The following is an 18300-nucleotide window of genomic DNA, read 5'->3' as shown; positions in this document are numbered from 1 at the left end:
ACATCTCCCATCAAAAAGCATACTTTTTGGGAGGTGACTTTCACTACTTCTGTACGCAAGATGGCATAAAAAAGCAACAAAAAAAGACAGAGGTTTTTAAAAATTTCCTCTGTCTTCAGATCAACTATTCTGGAAAGATGTCCATCTTTTTTCCTTCAAACTTATATCCTACACCTCTCACTGTTTTAATATAGCGGCACTGCTTTAGCTCCGGTTCAATTTTCTTTCTCATACTGGATACCAGACAGTACACAATATTATCAATGCTTTCCGGCAATTCCTCGTTATAAAGAATCTCAAAAATTTTTTCTTTGGTAAATATCACACCTGGTCTCCCTGACAAAAGCATAAACAATTCATACTCTGCTTTCGTTAAGACGATCTCCGTCTGTCCTCTATAAATCTTATGATAATCCGGATAAATCCTAAAATCGGAATTTTCTTCATCCTCTCCCCGGATGTTTTTTATATTTTCCACTACATATTCTTTGTATCCCAATACAGTTGAAATAGTTACTTTCCCCAAGCTACACTTCCCTTCTGTTTTCTCTTATTTAGAAATCTCATCACACAGATTCCTTTTAAAAATGATTCTCTATTCTCCATTCATCGATAAGCTGGACAACCTGCGTTAAATTGGTATACCAGATATAATGTCCTCCATTTACAATATATAACTGGTGATTACCAGATTCTAAATCCAATTGATTTCTATGAGCAGTCTCCCATGCCGGAACATTTTGTACATTCTCTGAAGAAATCATGGTTAATACAGGAAGTGCCGATGGGAATTTTTTATTCTTTATAGAGAGTAATGATTGATCCATCCCGTTCACTTCATTTCTAATCGTATCGTTGCTGCTTAAAGAATATGCCTGAATGTATTCCTCCCTATCACTCTCCGTATAAGTGTACCCGGAAACCTGTGGTAATGCTGCCCCATATTTATCTGGATCTGTTTTCAGTGCCATCTGGAATTCTTCCAAAGAAGAAAAAGAATTCTTGATTTTCTGAAATTCATCAATTCCCTGCAGCATATATTTCTTTTCCATTTCCATAGCCTCTGCCAGTTCTTCATCATATACCGTATTATCAACAGCAATGAAACCTTTTACTTTTTCGGGATAATTCTGTACAAAGTTGAGTCCATATACTCCAGAAATCGAATGTACCAGCAATACACACTGCTTAATTCCCATGGTGTCCAGTGCAGCATTCAATTCACTATTGATATTATCTACAGTTCGATCCGTTGCTGCAACATCACTAAGCCCATATCCAAACGGCTCTACAATCACTATGTTAAAACTCTCATCTAAAGATTGTGCCAGAGGTTTGAAGTAGATATGCGGTGATGGAACTCCCAGAGCCGGCATCATCACCAATGTGGTTTTTCCTTCATCTGCAAATGTTTCTCCACTTGCATCCAATTTTCCATACAAAGCAAGATGCATATTATTCCCTTTCACCGTGATATATTTACTCGCATATCCAACTTGTGTTGCTCCCATAGCATATACCATATTAGAATTCCCTACCAAAAATGCAAACAGCATCGCAACCGTCACAATTCTTGAGATTTGCTTTTTGTATCTTCTCATACGCTCCCTCCTAAGTAAATTATTTCAAATATTTTTTCAGTTCTTCTACCTTGTCTAATCTTTCCCATGGAAGGTTGAGATCATTTCTTCCAAAATGTCCATAGGCTGCCGTCTGTTTATAGATTGGACGGCGGAGATTCAACGTCTGAATGATTCCTGCTGGTCGCAGATCAAATTCTTTTCTTATCATATCTACCAGACTCTCATCTGAAATTTTCCCGGTTCCAAAGGTGTCTACCATAATAGAGGTCGGATGAGCCACCCCAATTGCGTAAGACAACTGAATTTCACATTTTTTTGCTAGACCTGCAGCCACAATATTCTTCGCAACATAACGAGCAGCATAAGATGCAGAACGATCTACTTTCGTACAGTCTTTTCCAGAAAAAGCTCCGCCGCCATGCCGTGCCATACCACCATAGGTATCTACAATAATCTTGCGTCCTGTTACACCACTATCTCCGTGAGGACCACCGATGACAAAACGCCCTGTTGGATTGATGAAAAATTTTGTATTCTCATCTACCAGTTCTGTTGGAATAATCGGTTCCAATACATATTTTTTTATATCTTCGTGGATCTGCTCCTGTGTCACATCTGGATCATGCTGTGTTGACAGAACCACTGCATCCAACCGGTGCGGAATACCTGCTTCGTCATATTCTACAGTAACCTGACTCTTACCGTCCGGTCTTAAATAATTCAACAAACCATCTTTACGGACCTGCGTAAGCTGCCGAGTCAATTTGTGTGCCAGTGAAATTGGATATGGCATAAATTCATTCGTTTCGTCACATGCGTAACCAAACATCATACCCTGATCCCCAGCACCAATTGCATCAAGCTCTTCTTCTGACATTTTGTGTTCTTTTGCTTCCAATGCCTTATTCACACCCAAAGCAATATCTGCTGACTGCTCATCAATTGCCGTTAAGACGGCACAGGTATGTGCATCAAATCCATAATCTCCGTTGTCATAACCAATTTCTTTAATCGTTTCTCTTATCACCTGCTGCATATCTATATACGCATTGGTCGTGATTTCTCCTATCACTAATACCATACCCGTTGTAATTGCAGTCTCACAGGCCACTCTGCTCATCGGATCCTTCTCCATAAGAGCATCCAATATGGCGTCTGATATGGCATCACAAATTTTGTCCGGATGCCCTTCTGTTACTGATTCTGAGGTAAATATTCTTTTTTCCATAGTAAATTCTCCTTTGTATCAATATTTCATATTTGTCAATAACATAAAATATCTTTACTATTATTACTATATTTTTTGTCTACATTGTACTTTTTTCTGTCCGGTTGGTTTTATCTTTAAACCAAATAACTTTTCTATTCTTCTACGAAATAACATATCCGTCTGATTAATTCTGGAATATTAACAGGACTGGTTATATAGTCGCTTACACCCTCATGGCGATATTGATATTCTAAAGATAAATCTTTATTATCAGTGAATATAAAAAACGGCAACTCTCTGAATATTGGCTCCTTCGTGTTTTGATATATTCCAGCAAGCTTTTTCATAGAATGAAAAAAATCCATAGCAATTCCATCTTGTAAAAACAAATCACACAGAATCAATTCAATATCTTGACATTCTAATAGTTTATTCTCTGCTTCCCATATAGTTTCTACCATAATCATATATATCCCCTTTTTAAGAAGCTCTGTTTGTATAATAGACGTGATTTCCGAATTCTTTTTTACAAGAAGTATCTTATGAAAAGTAGCTCCCTCTCCATTGGATTCTTTATAAGCATATTCCAATAATGTTTCCTTCACTAAATCGAATTGTAATTTATTCATGCATATCTTAGCTCCCTTTTCCAATGCTTCTTTCTCATAATATTTTTTGTCATAGCATGTAAAGAAAAGGAATGGAATTTTGTATGTTTTCTCCCGCAAGTATTCTAGCAGCTCCATTCCACTCCCATCTGACAATTTCAAATCCGAGCCTATAATGAGTATTTGTTCCTTTTCTATAAGCTCTTTTCCTTGTGATACTGTAAATGCAACTAATACATGATATCCTTTTCGCTGTAGAAAGTTTTTTATATGCCAAATGTAATTACTATCGTCCTCTATTAACAATATCTTTTTCATTTCTTATCTCCATTAAAAAATAATAGCAATGAGAAGTTACCTCTATTTTATTTGTATCTAAGGCACCATACCAATTTCATCATAAACCACTTTAAGCAAGTCTGGTATATCTATTGTATATTTTGATTTTTTCTTTGCCTATTTTAATCTTATATATTTTTAGCATACATCATTCTCCCCATAAAAAAAGCAGTGTCGTCCACTGCCTTTTCTCCATCACTTAATCTGTTATTTCCACAAATGAGTATCTTTCCTCTTTCTTTTGCACAATTGCAGAACCCGTTTGTTCTTGTATCGTTTTTAACAATTCTTCTACATATATTTGAGCTTCATGCACTTCAATATTCATGGCGTATGCAATTTCTCTAATTGAAAAACTCAACTCTGAATCGCTCATCAACAGTTGTAAAATCTCCCATTGCATATCAGTAATTACAATTTCTGTACCATTATAAATCATCCTTTTCTTGTCAAATTCAATATCCCATTTTCCGAAATGAATTCTTTCTTCTTCTAATATATTTTGCATATCTAATCGCATAACTACAAAAGATACTTCCGGCCAACATTTCTTTAATAATTCCTCTGCTTTTTTTCTTTCCTCACAATTCTTAAAGTATAATAATTCTCCCATCCTCTATCTCCTCATATCATTTATCATTATACTTTAAGTTTACATCCGAATTATTGCAGAAATCTTATTAAATTATTCCTTTAGCCTTTTTTCTACGATACTATCTTCATTGTATTTGTGTAACTGACCGCCCAATAAACGCTTTCCTATAATAATCCAAGTATCTCTATTGTACTGATCCATATCCCTATACAATTCCATAATTTCTCTTTTATTATCCTGCTCTCTCTGCTGTTCCTCTTCATCTTTCCTCAATATATAATCAACAGGGACCTTAAAGAATTTGGATAATGCAAGCAACATATCACCAGAAATATTCTCGTCTACCTTTTCATACTTACTAATTGTCTGCTGACTGACTCCTATTTCTTCCCCTAATCTCGTCTGAGTCAGGCCTAATTTTTTTCTTAATTCAGATATTCGATTCACAAGCGTACACCTCCCGATACACTCATTTTACACTTAAATACGCCTGTATTTTACTTCGTTTAAGAGTATTACTACTATGTATCATAGTATATCGTAGTATTACTATCATCATTTCCACACATCTATACCGAAAAAAAGTCAATCTATACAAACAATATTACAATTTCTTTTCTTTTAAATATACTAGTGCTTATAGGGGAGGAGAAATGCTTATGAAAAAACTATTATTGATTAGCAACCCGTCCGTCTTGGGGAAAAATCTGGAGAATATCTTAAAGCAAAATTATCATACCGATTTTATTTCCACCGTACCAAAACAAATCGGCAGCATACCATTTAACTCTTATAATGCTTTGCTCTTGGATTTCACACTGTTACATGAATATAGTCTTATCATATGTAAGACTGCAAAAAAGCACTTCCCAAATATTATTGTTCTGTTTTTATGCGCTACCAATATTCCAGAACAAATTATTTTGGATTTCTATGAAGCAGGTGCCGATGACCATTTATATTCGACCCTCTCATCACCAGCACTTTTACAGAAAAAATTGGATATCTTATTTAGTAACCATCATCCAACCACAAAGTATGAAGACAGCCACATAACTTTAAATTTTGACTCCTTGACCGCAGTGATTGAAGGTACTGCTACTTCTTTTACTCCATTGGAATTTAAGCTACTCAAACTGCTTTCTTTAAATCCAAACACCGTTTTAACCAGACAACATCTTTTATATTCTCTATGGGATCGAAATGGGAATTATGTAGAAGAAACTTCTCTCAATAGTATGATCTGCCGCATACGGCAAAGAATTGATACCGAAAATCATCATTATATTAAGACAATATATGGAATTGGATATATGTGGAGTACCTATTAAAGGAGCAACGTAATCTATTACGAATAACGTTGCTCCTTTCTTATCTTATGATCTAGTAATCACAGGTAATGAAACAATTACCCATAAGGCAATCTGCTATACACTTATATCTTGTTTCTCCACAGGCTGGAGTGTATATATTGACTTCTTCTTCCTGTAATTCAACATTCTCTAATTTTACATCGTTCATAAAAATCCTCCTTGTTTCATTCCGTACTTTTAATTATGCACATATCTAAAACGTAGCTGACAATATTGGCATTTAGTTAATGTACAATCGTCTATATAGAATTTCTCCTACTCAATATTACTCCATAGGGGTTATAAGAGCACTTCCACCAATACAATCTGTTACACACGCTTTTCTTGTTGTGCCACAATCGTCTGTATATACATTCACTTCTTCTATCTCTATTTCATTATTTTTTACTATTCTCTCACTTTCCATGTCTTTTTTCCTTTCTGTATAAATTTATTCAGTTATTATTAGTATTCAATATTGAGCCAAGCACCTCCGCCCAAGCAATCATTTAAACAATGAAACTGAATCTCTCCACAATCATCCGTATAAATGCTTACTTCTGCCATAAGGAGTTCTCTTGCCTCTTGTTCATCTCTTCGCTCTTTCATCCGACTTTCCTCCTTCCTATTAATATTTTTGATAACATCAGTATACTATTTTAAAATTTCATCTCCATATTTTATGTACAGATTACATTTTTTTCTTTCTATTTGGATAACTATTCCATTCTTAGTTGATCAATAATTGATTTTTTCTTCTGTTCTCTTATTTGATAAATAGATAATATAACCTGTATTAACAGAAGCACCAATACGTATATACCCATATAAAAAAACGGAAATGAATATTCTACCACTTTCCCATAACAGCTTATACTCATTTGACGACAAATTAACATTGCAATAGGAGTTCCAATTAGCAAAGTCATACAAATGCTTAAGATAGAATAGCACATACCTTCACCGATAATAACTTTATAAAGCTGCTTTTCTGTCAATCCTATAGACCGTAAAACACTATATTCACGTCTTCTAAATAATTGATTTGACAATGTTGTGTTAATCAAATTTATCACACCAAAAAGAAAAATTAGGATTGAAATTACCTGCAAAACGAAATATATTGTATTGTCTTTCTCATATCCCTTCACTCTTTCGCTAAAGCTTTCGATTGCAATATCTTCGTTTTTTGAAATCGTATTTCGAAGATTTTCATCAACACTGCTCTGTTCCTTTGGATCAATGTTTATTCCCCATGTGAAATCAAAATTTTTTATTCCAGGCAATAATTCTTTAAAAGCATCTTCCGTCATACACATCATCGCAGCATTAAATCCCCCACGCCCACTTCCTAGTGCAGATGCAAATTTAGTTGATTGGAAAATTCCTGATACTGTTACTGGGATTTTCTCTTTCCCAAAGGATATCTCAAATTGCATTCCTACCTTTACTTCTTCCCCAAAATCTTCGTAACCAGTCTTTACTAATATTTCATGGGAATTTTCAGGCATTCGCCCTGCAACTAATGAATCTTCAATTTCTTTCTTATTTTGCGTGGTAATCATATCACACATTCCTCTTCCTCCATATCCCTTATATTCGAAGGTAAAGGTTGCTGATTTTCTTAATGTTTGCATCTCATTTATGCCTGGAATACTACCAATTTCTTCTTTCAAATTATCATTAAGGGGATTCCCGGAATATAATAGTTCCGTAGGTTCTTTATCTGACTTTATATATATTTTATAATCAGCATCACCAAAATAGTGTTGTGTCATCTTTACCGGAGACTGTAAAAGTAAAGCTGAAGATACCGTTAACAGAATAATTCCTCCGAGGCTTAATGATATAACAATGCTCCATACTTTTTTGGGTTCTCTCTTAAAATTCATTATTCCCAAAGATATTGGCGTAAGCTTTCTATTTTTTTCTTGTGCTGATATTTTTATATTACTAATTGCTGTCATCCTCACAGATTCCATCGGTGAGGCCTTCATTGCTATTTTAACTGGTTTATTTATAGAGATGCTGACAATAATGCTACAGATAGCTGCGGTTATCATTGCACATACGATATAATTCCTAATATTAATCCCTTTTGCTAGTATTATCGCTGAACAAAGAACTGCTAATGTAATACCTATCAGTATTCCTCTAACACCTAAATACCTTCCTTCCTTTTTTACAATCTTTTTTATCTGCTTTTGTGTCATTCCTATCGTCCTAAGTTGTCCGTAATTTTGTATTTTATTAATTATAGAAATTTGGAAAATGCTTTTTATAACAGTATAGCTTCCTATCAAAACGAGTCCAATTAATATTCCTAAGATACCTAATTGATCTGCAGAAATCATTTGATTAACGTACCGAAAATATCGATTATTAAATGCTACAGGTAGATTATTTATTTCACCAATTTCGCTGCAATATTTCTTTATTTCTTCAGCATTTTTTTCCTTCACATGCACATAAACCATGCTGGAGTCTTCATTATAGTCTTCATAATTTTTCAGTTTTTCCCAAGATATTAAAAATGGAAATGTTTCTCCACTAGTTGCCATATCAAGAATCCCTGAAATCGTGTATTTTCCTGATAGCTGTTCCGTGTTTAATGTAATCTTATCTCCTACCTTTTTATCTTTATCATATTTATCCAACCATTTTTTACATACGACAATTTGAGCTTCTTCCTCTGGAAGTTCTCCACTAAATAAACTCATCTGGTTTCTCATCATATAGAGCATTGGCTGATCCATGTAAAAAAAAGCAGCAGTATATGTTTTATCAGACGGTATATCCCCAACAATGTAGTATTGTCCTACTCTTTCAAATCCCGTTTCTTCTCTTAGCTTTAACAGTTTTTCTTCTGAAACATTCATGTATACTGCTTCGTATGTATCCTGAATCTGTTTTTTTTGTACTTCCAGCAGTGAAGTCGCAATTAGTCCTGAAAAGCATATCAAAAATGATGCTAGAGCTATAGAAATCACTAACATAATATTTCTTCGCTTTTCAGACCGAAGATTCCTCTGTACAATATTTTTTATTGCTTTTTTATCCCCTTGTTTTCTCATCTTCACCAACTCCAATTTTCAAAAATTTTCCGTCTTCAATCCTCACTATTCGTTCTGCTAAATCTGCAATGTGCTCGTTATGAGTAATCATCACAACACTTTGCTCAAATTTTCTACTCGTGCTTTGAATCAATTCCAGTACATCCTGGCTCGTCTTGCTGTCAAGATTTCCTGTAGGTTCATCTGCAAGTATAATTGCCGGCTTCGTAATCAAGGCTCTTGCAATGGCAACACGCTGCTGTTGTCCACCAGATAACATATTCGGCATACTTTTCAGTTTCTCCTTTAAACCGAGCATATTAATAATTTCGTTCAAAAATACCTGATCAACTTCCTGCCCATCTAATTCAATTGGCAAAACTATATTCTCATAAACATTTAACATGGGGAGTAAGTTATAGTTTTGAAAAATAAAGCCTATATTCCTTCTTCGAAAGATTGTAAGCTGCTCATCATTTAAGTCTGACAATTTTTTTCCTTGGATTTTAATTTCCCCAGAGGTAGGTATATCCAATCCTCCCAACATATTCAATAAGGTAGATTTACCACTTCCGGATGTACCAACAATAGCTACAAATTCTCCCTTTTCAACACTAAAATCTACTCCATCTAATGCCTTTGTTATATTAGGCTCCTTTCCATAATATTTTTTTATATTTCTTGCTTCCAATACTTTCATAATTTATTTCTCCTTTCAATTCATTCTTTAATTCGTATCTATATATCAATGAAAGGCTACTCGATTTTATTTTCTCGAATAGCCTTCCATGTTTTTGTATGTATTACTTAGTTGTATTTAAAAACGCTCCGCCACCGATGCAATCATTTTCACATTTCTTACGAACGATATCGCAGTCTGGCAATTCATAAATATCAACTTCTTCCTTTAATAACTCTTCGTTTTCAGTTACTTCTATTCTCTTTTCTTCCATGACACTGATCCTCCTCTTTAATAATCCGGATTCAGAAAAGATCCGCCACCAAAGCAGTCATTTTTACAATGATTCTGAATTTCTCCACAGCCTGCTGCATAAACATTGATTTCTTCTTTTGATAATTCCTGAGCTTCTTTTTCTTTTAATTCGTTCATAGTCTACTGTCTCCTTTCCGAATTTACTCCGCTGCTGTAACTAAAGCTAATACCCAAAAACAATCTGTTACACAATTATACCTTGTCACACCGCAGTCATCCGTATAAACATTTACTTCCTCTTTGTTAAGTTCTGAGGATTTTCTTTCTGTATTGAATTCTTCCATAGAACTCACCTCCTTATGCCTATATTTATACGCTTTCACATACCTTTTATCTATATTTCTTGTCTAAATTGCTCTTTTTTCTTCCTAGTTGGGTTCTTCCTCCCATCTTCTCTTTACCTCCTCCATATACTCAATATAAATTTCTAAATTTTTCCTTCTATTTGCTTTAGAATCATAGTAAAACAGCACATAATTTAATACTGCTTTTAAGAAAATACACCGATAATCATAAGGTTCTTCTGATGCTAGACAATGCCCACCGCATATATAGCGATAATCACATTCTTTACATATTTCTTTATATTCAGCACAGAACAACCTCTTAATTTCATCTTTTTTCAATAAATTTTCTAATTCCTGTAAAATTTTCTGTGGCTCATCGGACAGTATATTTCCCATTCGAACCTGGTTCTGCTCCATACACTGGCACATGTAAATATCGCCTTCCGGGAAAATTGCCATAACTTTTCCATAGCCCCCACAAGAATTTCTTACCTGAACTCTTTGATAAAAAGCTCCCCCAATTTTTTTATCCTCGTATCCCTGGTTCAATATATATTTTACTATCTTCAGGTTCATATCAAGATGCTCCATATCTGTTAAAATTTCAGAGTTTTCTTTCGCCCTACCCACGGATGAAACTATATTAAAAAGAACATCTATGTCATATTTCGCAGCTATATCAATCAATCGATACAAATCCATCTCATTGGTTTTCTCATAAATGAAAGTAAGGACTACCTTTATTCCGGCTTGCTGACACATCTCTATATGCTTAATTAGCTGCTGCTCCTTTTCAGGTGTTCCGAACATGTGCATGGTACTGAAATCAATTTCATCTATATATCCTTTGAGTTGTTCTGTTAATTCCTCGGTAATCGCAAGACCATTGCTCTGTAGTGTAATTGGGCAAGTCAAACCATTTCTTAATGCTTTTGCAATTTCCACAATTTGATCTTTAATCAGTGGCTCTCCACCTGTAAGAATCATTTTATGTGGTTTATTTTTCTGAAAGAACGGAATCACCTTATTCTGTATATCCTCCAGCTTAAATTCTTTTTCTGGACGAAGCTTGTCGTTTGCACTGATCGCACAAAAATCACAATTCATATTACATTTCCTGGTTACCATCAAATATACCGTATTGATTTTCTCATGATTCTTCTCTATTTCTTTTACAAATTCAGTTTGCTGCTCCCATACAGGGAATAACTTTTCCTGAAACTCTGGTTTATCTAAATTGTCTGCAAATCTTTTACTTACCCCCAGGCAGACTTTTCCTACCGGATCAATTAAAGCCACTTTTTCTCCCTCAGTTATCTTAATAAACTCATTCATCTTACTTTCCATGACGTAAATATCTCCTTTCATATTCTTGTTTCAGCTTTTCAAGCTGTTTTTCAGTTAAGTTTGTTTGAATCAGATGGTACATCCACTTCGTCACTTCACAATTCACTTTTATAGGTTGATATACATTTTGGTGAATTTCATAATTTGCCACCTGACAGCCTCTTGTTTTACAATGTCTAATGTATTGACATTTTTTACACATTGTATCCTCTTGATCCTCTAGGTAAATAATCTCTCGAATCCTCGGAACATCCAACCCGGCTTCTACAGAACCGATTTTAAATTCTGGAAGTTCCGCACAAGTATAAATCCCACCATCCGTTGTTACATAGCAAGTTGTCAAACCTGCCTTACATGCGTAAAATGGACATGGAATCAGGAAAGATTTCAGATATTGTTCCCAAAGATTCCAAAAGATTACTTCTTGATTTTTTTGTATATGTGCTTTATATAAACCAAATACCTTCTCTATCTGTTCTCGTAATCCCTGTATCTGCTCATCACTCCAGGAGCAATAATAATCAATTCCCGACTCTAATTTTTTAATTCCTAAATCAAGCAAAAACTGGAAACTTTCTGCATAATATTGATAGTTATTACTTGTCACAACACTGGCTACCGAAATCTGATTTCCTGTTTCCTGCTCATATTTTCTCAATAACGGAAGGTTCTTCATAATTTTTTCAAAGCTTCCGGTTCCTGCATAATCTCTCCTGTTCAAATTCTGAACATACTCAGGACCATCTAAACTCACCTTCACCTCAAATGTATTTTCCACAAAAAAATCAATTACTTCATCTGTAACTAACGTTCCATTTATCGTAGTACTGAACTTGCATATTAAGTTTGTTTCCTGGCATTTTTTCTTCGCATAATCTACCACATCTTTCATCAGATTAAATGCCATAAGGGGTTCCCCTCCAATAAAGTAAACCATAAGTGTCCGATCATGCTGTTTATTTGCTTCATGCACAGCAATATCGATTGCCTTTTGAGCCGTTTCTAAACTCATGTATGTATTTTTCTTCTCGCCCAGATAGCAGTAAGTACAATTCAAATTGCACTTATTTATGATCTCTAATGACAATGTATACATTTTCCTGCCTCCTAAACTGTAAATTGGTTCAAATTTCTATTTGTTTTCTTCTGGAAATCCAATCTTTCCACCATATTAAATAAGGGATATCGCAAAATAATTTCTGTCTTCGGATTTTCCATGGCATATACCCTGATTCTCTCTTTATACTCACATATTTCCTGATAATTGTTGTGATCAATAAATAGCACCGGATACTGTTCTGCTGTTTTTATATTTCTCAATTTTTCCATTCCACTTTCAAAAGTATCACATCTCTCTGTTCTCGTTACTTCCCGTATGAAACGCTGCTCTAAAGGTTCTTCTATACGGTTCGTTAGAAAATAACACTGTTTCTGCTTCAATGTTTGATATGGATAATAGTGATTCAAAGTGTTGAGAGTAAACTGTAAAATTGCCTGTTCATGTTCATCCTCATAATTGCTTAAATACCCTGTTATTACAGCACACCCAAAGCTATTGCCCTGATAAAACTTAGGAATGCCTAAATGATAAAGAGAAAAAAATTTAGAGGAAAAAATCACATCCTTTCCTATCCCATCATATTGGAAAACCTGTAAAGGATTCTCTATGTCCAGGCATCTTATTCCCATTACAAAAGGGAAGGAAGCCGGATAGGTTGCTTCTACTTGCTGATTAGAGTATGCTGCCACAATCAAAATCCCCTTTTCTGTAGCTGCTCTACATACCTCCTCTATTTCTTTGTGATATTTGTACTCATCTCCCATACTCATATTAATTATGTCTACCTGTTCCTCTATCAGTAATTCAATACCTTCTATCATATCCAGAACCGTACTCTTTTTGTTCTTCCTCACAATGGGTACCAGAACAATTTCAGCTTCTGGGTTTTCCTTTAAAATAAAAGAACAGACATATTCCGCATGGGTAAATCCAAAGGCATCTTTACTGTATTCCTGACCTTTCCACTTGCAGTCTATTTTTACAATTTTCTTATCCTGAAAAAAAGGATTATCAAAAGATCCATTGGAATCCAACACACCTATCCTCACTTTTCACTCACCTGCCTTATATGTAGCTTCTCCAAATCCACAATAATATCTGCTTCTCGCAATTCTTCCAGATTGTGCGTAGAAAAAATAATAATTTTCTCCCTTGATAACGCATGCAATAATTGATAAAAACGCCCTCTTCGTTTTTCATCAATATTTGCTGTCGCTTCATCAAAAATCAGAATTTGTGAATTTTTCAAAATATTCCTCATAATATCTAAACGCCGCATTTGTCCTTCTGAGAAATTGCATGGATCTATCTTTATCTCGGTATCCCATACCATTTCTAAAGTATGGATTTCATCATACAAATCCAAGCACTTTGCCACTGTATCCATTTCTTCTTCCGAAACAATATGTAGTAATCCCATATTCCGTCTTACCGTATCATTGAAGAACTGTGTACGCTGCATAACATATCCTGTATTTTCCCAATAGCTGTTAATATCTAATTCCTGCAAATCTGTGTTATTCACAACTACTTTTCCTTCTGTCGGTTGATACACACCTGTTATAATTTTGAACAGAGTGCTTTTGCCTTGTCCACTTTTTCCATGAACTCCGTAAAGAGTGCCTTTTTCGAACTTCAAATTGAGCCGGTCAAATACCTTCTTATTCGACTCTGTATAAGAAAAGCTCATCTCTTCTAAGGAAATGTTGTTAACTGTTGTTACTTTCTCTCCATCTCCTTGTTTCTGATCCGGATACTGAAGCAAACCATTGATATCCTTTAAGGAAACTACGGCTGTATGATACTCGTTAGCAAACTGTGCGATTCCAATAATAGGATTCATAATAATTGTCTGGTAATTCATCAAGGCCATAATGGTACCTATGGTCATATTTCCTTTAAATACTTCTTGTGCACCGACTACCCAAATTATGACTGTTCCTATAAACTGAATCACGAGTATCGTAGATGTATTCAATATGTACAACAAATTCTGGCGATTCGTCTCTTTTTTGTATTTCTGATTTTTCTCAAAGTACATATCATGCACATATTGCCCACATTGAAAGAGTCTTGTAATAAACCAATTATCATAGGTGTTTGTCAGAACATTGGTTATGCTGTTATATCCTTCCAAAACTTGACCACTGGTTTCCTGTATCAATTTCCCCAGGATTCTACTAATAAAAGGAACACTGACAAGTAAGATAATATTGGATACGGCAATCCCCTTATGGATAGAAAACATATATGGAGGAACAACCACCAGGATAACAATATTGGAAACCAATGTGATAATACTTGTGATTCCACATTGTTTCACTGCTGAAACATCTTTATCTACTTTCAGCAAAATGTCACTTAGCTTTATCTTCTCAAAAAAATTCACGCTTACTGTTGATAATTTATCTTCTACCTTTTGTCGCATATCTGCTGCTATCTCTTCCGAAATAACAGCCACGATATAACGCTGTACATAATTCATAAGGTAGTTCAGCAGTAACATGCCCAGGAACACCACCAGAAGGAGCATAAACGCAGATAAACTGGTACTATGTGGATTCCCCAAATCATCTATCACTTTTCCCTGCAGCTCCGGACGCACCAAAGAAACTCCCGCCGTTAACACAATCGTTGCTATTGTTAAAATATAGGAAGGTAGTAACTTTTTCTTAAAAGCATACTCTTTTAAAAATCCAAGATATGGACGGCTTTCTTTACTTTTCATCGCTTAACCTCTTGGCAATCTTCTCTCCGAACTCACTGAATTTTAAATCTTCCTCCTGGATATAGTCTATATACACTCCTAATTTTTCTCTAACTATTTCAATCGGCTGCTGTAAATAATATTCAAGAATCTGCACCATTGCCTTATAAAAGATATGTTCAAAAATACACTCTGCATCCGATGGTACATTAATCTTCCCTGTATTGATAAAATTCATATATCCGCATTTCATACCATGACAAAAATCTCGGATTGTGCATCCCTTGCACTTCGGATCGGTTTTATCAAAGTTCGACATTGCTATTAATTTTGCCTTTCTTATATCAACGCCTTCCTTGATATTACCTATACAATATTTTTCATTACTTGTAAGAAATCCACATGGATATATCTGACCATTCGGAAAGATCTTGAAATTTCCAATTCCGGCATCGCACATGCCAAAGCAGTTCCCAAAATCACACAACATATTAAACATTTTTCCATCAAATTGATCTATAGTAAAAACTCTGCCCGCTGCTGCCTCAGCCAAATAGTACCGCAAAATTTGTCCCACCTGCTTTTCAAATTCTGCCTTCAGCTCATCACATATTTTTAAATATACATCCATAATCATACAGATGTTATCCAATCCATGCTCATGCAGGTAACAGATATTTTCGAACATATACGGAATGGTATTTTCTGTGACCGTCATTCTTACAGAAAAATTCAATCCACTATCCTTTACCTTCATGATATTCTCAAAAATTTTTTCATAGCAAGAAACTCCATCTTTCGCAACTCTGTTCAAATCATGGGTTTCCTTATTCCCATCAAAACTAAGGCGTACTGTAAAATGATTTTCTTTCATAAATGCAATGAACCGATCATCCATCATGGAACAGTTGGTAGTAATATAATACTTTACTTCCCTTTCCGGATAATTATCTTTGATATAGGCTACTGCCTTGTAAATTAAATCTTTCTTCAGCAAAGGCTCACCGCCCAAAAAATCAATCAAGACTTTCCCTCTATCCCCATAATTCATCATAAACTCCAAAGAGTCCACAAGTGTTTTTTCATTCAACTGATAATGGTTATGGTAGTCTTCATAACAATACTGACATTTAAAATTACAATCTGTTGTCATATATAATGTGAAATTATACATATCTGTCTACTCCTTTCTTGAATATACTAAAAACAATTTTAATCAAATTCTCCTATCTCGCCATATATTTTGATTATTTTGCGTATTTTAGTGTCTAAATGGCATAAAAAACAGGCCTCGATATTCTTAATACCAAGACCTGAAAAACTCTTATTAATAGATTCCAACTTCTTTTCCAAATTTATACATATATTGAGTTACCGTCTGTATAGCATGCTGCACAGATTGTCTGCCTGCACTATCATAGGAACTTTCCTTTTGAGCATCCGCCGCAAGCCCTTTCGCATGTTTTGCTGCGGAATACATCAAATCTCCTGTTGATGTATTTAATGCGGTTGTATATACGGATGAGCCAAACGAATTTCCTGCTATTGTGTAAGATTTACGGTTTTTATCAACATATTTTTCAAAAGCGGAATGATTGCTGTTTACTGCTGTCAAGTTCGATGCATGATGCGGTTCATTTAAGTCTGATACATAATGGGTGCCTTTTCCTAAGTTTGACATAGCCAATTGTACATCTCCTGCACGATACGCATTTACTGCTGCCTGAAAATATGACTCTGCTCTTGTCCTAGCTGTCGGAGATTTTTGACCAAGCCAGTTTTTTCCAGTATCAGGATCATAAAAGTGTCCTGCAAAAGTTCCTGCATCTGTTTCATTTCCAAGTTTATCCGGCCAGTCGGTTGCCTCCATAAGAATAGATGAGTTCAGCTCACCATTGAATATAGTGGTTCAGTTGTCAAGACAAAAATCTAAGCTTTTTATAATGAACTGATATATGTAACTGGGTAGGGGAGAAAATCCCCCCTTAGGCTGCATGATCATCCAGTAACAGAATCGGATAATAGCAGGATGCCGGTGTTTGATTATTGAGTGCAGAATGACAACGTTCAAAGTTGTAAGTGTGCACATATTTACCGATTGCCTTCCGTGCTTCTCTGATATTGTTATATTGGGTCAGATATGCTTCCTCGTACTTGAAGCTTCGGAACCATCGTTCAATCATGATATTGTCAGCCCACCGGCTTTTACCATCCATGCTTTGACGGATCTGGTTCTCTTTGAGGAAATTCATGTACTCATTGCTTGTAAACTGACAGCCCTGATCTGAATTCAGGATAACAGGTTTTGCCACTATAAACGCCTTTTTTAACGCAGTTATGACCATTCTGGTATCCAGAGTATCATCGACTTCCCAGCCAACGATACAGCGGCTGTACCAGTCAATCACAGCGGTCAGATACAGAAATCCACGCTTAATGGGGATGTATGTAATGTCGATTGACCATGCCTGATTTGGACGGTCGATAACGGCGTTACGTAGCAGATACGGGCAGACTTTAGCCTGTCGCATACGTTTAGAAAGGTTCATTTTTGGATAAATTGGATCAATCCCCATTTCATTCATATAACGGCGCGTTTTCCGGCGACCAACCTGATGCCCACGCTTCTTCAGTTGAGCAGACAGTTGTCGTGCTCCCCAGGCCGGATTATCCGTGTGTAATCGATCTATGATCGATTTGCAATCCAACTCCTCCTGAGATATGGGCATGCCCTTGTAATAAACACTGGTACGATTGATATCAAGAAGTGTAGCTCCTGTTTTAACTGGAAGTTCTTTAGTCTTCAAAAGGTTTTGGACTAAATTTACTCTCGTAGTCAGGTCCAAGTGTTTCTTCAGATTTTTTTTTCAACCAATCCACCTGCATGGTGAGCTGGCCAACTTTTTTCGCATATTCAGCTTTTTCCTTGCGTTCTAAAGCGAGTTTTTCTTTCAGATTATCCTCTCGTGTGTCATTAAAAACCACGGATGCTTTATCGAGGAACTCCTTCTTCCAGTTGCGGAGAAGATTCGGCTGAATATTGTTTTCGGTTGCGATTGTATTTAAGTCTTTTTCTCCTTTGAGCAGTTCAATCACTAATTCTGATTTGAATTTGGCAGAGAAATTTCTTCTTGTTCGAGACATAATAATAATCCTTCTTTCTGT

The 18300-nt window shown here is 35.4% G+C and carries 23 protein-coding genes; 1 reads left to right on the top strand and 22 read right to left on the bottom strand.

Annotated elements, in window-relative coordinates; translation table 11 throughout:
- Nucleotides 1-124: 124 nt before the first annotated feature.
- The 6 genes from ACGG81_RS01030 to ACGG81_RS01005 form a co-directional block, all read right to left on the bottom strand.
- On the bottom strand, nucleotides 125-526 hold the full coding sequence (locus tag ACGG81_RS01030; RefSeq protein ID WP_025579072.1) for a winged helix-turn-helix domain-containing protein: 402 nt from the start codon (nucleotides 524-526) through the stop codon (nucleotides 125-127).
- Nucleotides 527-581: 55 nt separating this feature from the next.
- Nucleotides 582-1601 (bottom strand): alpha/beta fold hydrolase, encoded by a 1020-nt coding sequence (locus tag ACGG81_RS01025; RefSeq protein WP_015526822.1) that lies wholly within the window; start codon nucleotides 1599-1601, stop codon nucleotides 582-584.
- Nucleotides 1602-1620: 19 nt separating this feature from the next.
- A complete protein-coding gene (gene metK, locus ACGG81_RS01020) occupies nucleotides 1621-2811 on the bottom strand; it encodes a methionine adenosyltransferase (protein ID WP_015526821.1) in 1191 nt (396 codons plus the stop codon).
- Nucleotides 2812-2945: 134 nt separating this feature from the next.
- Nucleotides 2946-3719: a response regulator gene (locus ACGG81_RS01015; RefSeq protein WP_117843961.1), complete on the bottom strand. Its 774-nt coding sequence runs from the start codon at nucleotides 3717-3719 to the stop codon at nucleotides 2946-2948.
- Between the two features lie 220 nt (nucleotides 3720-3939).
- Entirely contained in the window at nucleotides 3940-4353 is a 414-nt protein-coding gene (locus ACGG81_RS01010) for a hypothetical protein (protein WP_054337531.1), read from the bottom strand.
- A gap of 72 nt (nucleotides 4354-4425) precedes the next feature.
- Complete coding sequence (locus tag ACGG81_RS01005) at nucleotides 4426-4782, bottom strand: helix-turn-helix domain-containing protein (RefSeq protein WP_054337530.1); 357 nt, start codon at nucleotides 4780-4782, stop codon at nucleotides 4426-4428.
- A gap of 212 nt (nucleotides 4783-4994) precedes the next feature.
- Between ACGG81_RS01005 and ACGG81_RS01000 the strand changes: the two genes are divergently transcribed.
- Nucleotides 4995-5666: a response regulator transcription factor gene (locus ACGG81_RS01000; protein WP_054337529.1), complete on the top strand. Its 672-nt coding sequence runs from the start codon at nucleotides 4995-4997 to the stop codon at nucleotides 5664-5666.
- 52 nt (nucleotides 5667-5718) lie between these two features.
- Here the strand turns inward: ACGG81_RS01000 and ACGG81_RS00995 are convergent, their stop codons facing one another.
- The 16 genes from ACGG81_RS00995 to ACGG81_RS00920 all read right to left on the bottom strand — a co-directional run bounded on the left by ACGG81_RS00995 (nucleotide 5719) and on the right by ACGG81_RS00920 (nucleotide 18279).
- The gene (locus tag ACGG81_RS00995; protein ID WP_173684409.1) at nucleotides 5719-5856 is read right to left on the bottom strand and encodes a hypothetical protein; all 138 of its coding nucleotides are present in this window, start codon (nucleotides 5854-5856) and stop codon (nucleotides 5719-5721) included.
- Nucleotides 5857-5973: 117 nt separating this feature from the next.
- Nucleotides 5974-6114 carry a hypothetical protein gene (locus tag ACGG81_RS00990; RefSeq protein ID WP_173684408.1) on the bottom strand — a complete coding sequence of 47 codons (141 nt, stop codon included), beginning with the start codon at nucleotides 6112-6114 and terminating at the stop codon, nucleotides 5974-5976.
- A 38-nt stretch (nucleotides 6115-6152) separates the two neighbouring features.
- Complete coding sequence (locus ACGG81_RS00985; protein ID WP_173684404.1) at nucleotides 6153-6296, bottom strand: hypothetical protein; 144 nt, start codon at nucleotides 6294-6296, stop codon at nucleotides 6153-6155.
- Nucleotides 6297-6406: 110 nt separating this feature from the next.
- A complete protein-coding gene (locus ACGG81_RS00980) occupies nucleotides 6407-8761 on the bottom strand; it encodes an ABC transporter permease (RefSeq protein ID WP_118045835.1) in 2355 nt (784 codons plus the stop codon).
- Complete coding sequence (locus ACGG81_RS00975) at nucleotides 8742-9440, bottom strand: ABC transporter ATP-binding protein (RefSeq protein WP_117843958.1); 699 nt, start codon at nucleotides 9438-9440, stop codon at nucleotides 8742-8744. Before ACGG81_RS00975 ends, ACGG81_RS00980 begins: the two co-directional genes overlap by 20 nt.
- A gap of 103 nt (nucleotides 9441-9543) precedes the next feature.
- Nucleotides 9544-9693, bottom strand: a complete 150-nt coding sequence (locus ACGG81_RS00970) for a hypothetical protein (protein ID WP_172538635.1) — start codon at nucleotides 9691-9693, stop codon at nucleotides 9544-9546.
- A 17-nt stretch (nucleotides 9694-9710) separates the two neighbouring features.
- Nucleotides 9711-9851 carry a hypothetical protein gene (locus tag ACGG81_RS00965; protein ID WP_165852526.1) on the bottom strand — a complete coding sequence of 47 codons (141 nt, stop codon included), beginning with the start codon at nucleotides 9849-9851 and terminating at the stop codon, nucleotides 9711-9713.
- A 23-nt stretch (nucleotides 9852-9874) separates the two neighbouring features.
- Nucleotides 9875-10018, bottom strand: coding sequence for a hypothetical protein (locus ACGG81_RS00960; RefSeq protein WP_173684407.1), 144 nt, complete (start codon nucleotides 10016-10018; stop codon nucleotides 9875-9877).
- 84 nt (nucleotides 10019-10102) lie between these two features.
- Entirely contained in the window at nucleotides 10103-11368 is a 1266-nt protein-coding gene (locus ACGG81_RS00955) for a radical SAM/SPASM domain-containing protein (RefSeq protein ID WP_225084405.1), read from the bottom strand.
- On the bottom strand, nucleotides 11358-12464 hold the full coding sequence (locus ACGG81_RS00950) for a radical SAM/SPASM domain-containing protein (protein ID WP_117843956.1): 1107 nt from the start codon (nucleotides 12462-12464) through the stop codon (nucleotides 11358-11360). The genes ACGG81_RS00955 and ACGG81_RS00950 overlap by 11 nt, the downstream gene beginning before the upstream one ends.
- An 11-nt stretch (nucleotides 12465-12475) precedes the next feature.
- A complete protein-coding gene (locus ACGG81_RS00945; RefSeq protein WP_118045833.1) occupies nucleotides 12476-13477 on the bottom strand; it encodes a S8 family serine peptidase in 1002 nt (333 codons plus the stop codon).
- The gene (locus ACGG81_RS00940; RefSeq protein ID WP_117843954.1) at nucleotides 13474-15156 is read right to left on the bottom strand and encodes an ABC transporter ATP-binding protein; all 1683 of its coding nucleotides are present in this window, start codon (nucleotides 15154-15156) and stop codon (nucleotides 13474-13476) included. The genes ACGG81_RS00945 and ACGG81_RS00940 overlap by 4 nt, the downstream gene beginning before the upstream one ends.
- A complete protein-coding gene (locus tag ACGG81_RS00935; protein WP_054350812.1) occupies nucleotides 15146-16309 on the bottom strand; it encodes a radical SAM/SPASM domain-containing protein in 1164 nt (387 codons plus the stop codon). Before ACGG81_RS00935 ends, ACGG81_RS00940 begins: the two co-directional genes overlap by 11 nt.
- Before the next feature lie 153 nt (nucleotides 16310-16462).
- Complete coding sequence (locus tag ACGG81_RS00930; RefSeq protein ID WP_390110324.1) at nucleotides 16463-17011, bottom strand: zinc dependent phospholipase C family protein; 549 nt, start codon at nucleotides 17009-17011, stop codon at nucleotides 16463-16465.
- A gap of 109 nt (nucleotides 17012-17120) precedes the next feature.
- Nucleotides 17121-17942 (bottom strand): IS3 family transposase, encoded by an 822-nt coding sequence (locus ACGG81_RS00925; RefSeq protein WP_004841748.1) that lies wholly within the window; start codon nucleotides 17940-17942, stop codon nucleotides 17121-17123.
- Complete coding sequence (locus ACGG81_RS00920; RefSeq protein ID WP_004615306.1) at nucleotides 17932-18279, bottom strand: transposase; 348 nt, start codon at nucleotides 18277-18279, stop codon at nucleotides 17932-17934. The genes ACGG81_RS00925 and ACGG81_RS00920 overlap by 11 nt, the downstream gene beginning before the upstream one ends.
- Nucleotides 18280-18300 lie beyond the last annotated feature (21 nt).

It is taken from the genome of Faecalimonas umbilicata (genome assembly GCF_042846195.1).
Classification (GTDB): Bacteria; Bacillota; Clostridia; order Lachnospirales; family Lachnospiraceae; genus Faecalimonas; species Faecalimonas umbilicata.
Note: the sequence above shows the minus strand (reverse complement) of the source record. Positions and strands in the feature narration are given on the sequence as shown.

Coding starts and splice junctions, on each gene's coding strand:
- ACGG81_RS01025 (WP_015526822.1), bottom strand. CDS start 1,601: ATGAGAAGATACAAAAAGCAAATCTCAAGAATTGTGACGGTTGCGATG.
- metK (WP_015526821.1), bottom strand. CDS start 2,811: ATGGAAAAAAGAATATTTACCTCAGAATCAGTAACAGAAGGGCATCCG.
- ACGG81_RS01015 (WP_117843961.1), bottom strand. CDS start 3,719: ATGAAAAAGATATTGTTAATAGAGGACGATAGTAATTACATTTGGCAT.
- ACGG81_RS01010 (WP_054337531.1), bottom strand. CDS start 4,353: ATGGGAGAATTATTATACTTTAAGAATTGTGAGGAAAGAAAAAAAGCA.
- ACGG81_RS01000 (WP_054337529.1), top strand. CDS start 4,995: ATGAAAAAACTATTATTGATTAGCAACCCGTCCGTCTTGGGGAAAAAT.
- ACGG81_RS00995 (WP_173684409.1), bottom strand. CDS start 5,856: ATGAACGATGTAAAATTAGAGAATGTTGAATTACAGGAAGAAGAAGTC.
- ACGG81_RS00990 (WP_173684408.1), bottom strand. CDS start 6,114: ATGGAAAGTGAGAGAATAGTAAAAAATAATGAAATAGAGATAGAAGAA.
- ACGG81_RS00985 (WP_173684404.1), bottom strand. CDS start 6,296: ATGAAAGAGCGAAGAGATGAACAAGAGGCAAGAGAACTCCTTATGGCA.
- ACGG81_RS00980 (WP_118045835.1), bottom strand. CDS start 8,761: ATGAGAAAACAAGGGGATAAAAAAGCAATAAAAAATATTGTACAGAGG.
- ACGG81_RS00975 (WP_117843958.1), bottom strand. CDS start 9,440: ATGAAAGTATTGGAAGCAAGAAATATAAAAAAATATTATGGAAAGGAG.
- ACGG81_RS00970 (WP_172538635.1), bottom strand. CDS start 9,693: ATGGAAGAAAAGAGAATAGAAGTAACTGAAAACGAAGAGTTATTAAAG.
- ACGG81_RS00965 (WP_165852526.1), bottom strand. CDS start 9,851: ATGAACGAATTAAAAGAAAAAGAAGCTCAGGAATTATCAAAAGAAGAA.
- ACGG81_RS00960 (WP_173684407.1), bottom strand. CDS start 10,018: ATGGAAGAATTCAATACAGAAAGAAAATCCTCAGAACTTAACAAAGAG.
- ACGG81_RS00955 (WP_225084405.1), bottom strand. CDS start 11,368: ATGGAAAGTAAGATGAATGAGTTTATTAAGATAACTGAGGGAGAAAAA.
- ACGG81_RS00950 (WP_117843956.1), bottom strand. CDS start 12,464: ATGTATACATTGTCATTAGAGATCATAAATAAGTGCAATTTGAATTGT.
- ACGG81_RS00940 (WP_117843954.1), bottom strand. CDS start 15,156: ATGAAAAGTAAAGAAAGCCGTCCATATCTTGGATTTTTAAAAGAGTAT.
- ACGG81_RS00935 (WP_054350812.1), bottom strand. CDS start 16,309: ATGTATAATTTCACATTATATATGACAACAGATTGTAATTTTAAATGT.
- ACGG81_RS00920 (WP_004615306.1), bottom strand. CDS start 18,279: ATGTCTCGAACAAGAAGAAATTTCTCTGCCAAATTCAAATCAGAATTA.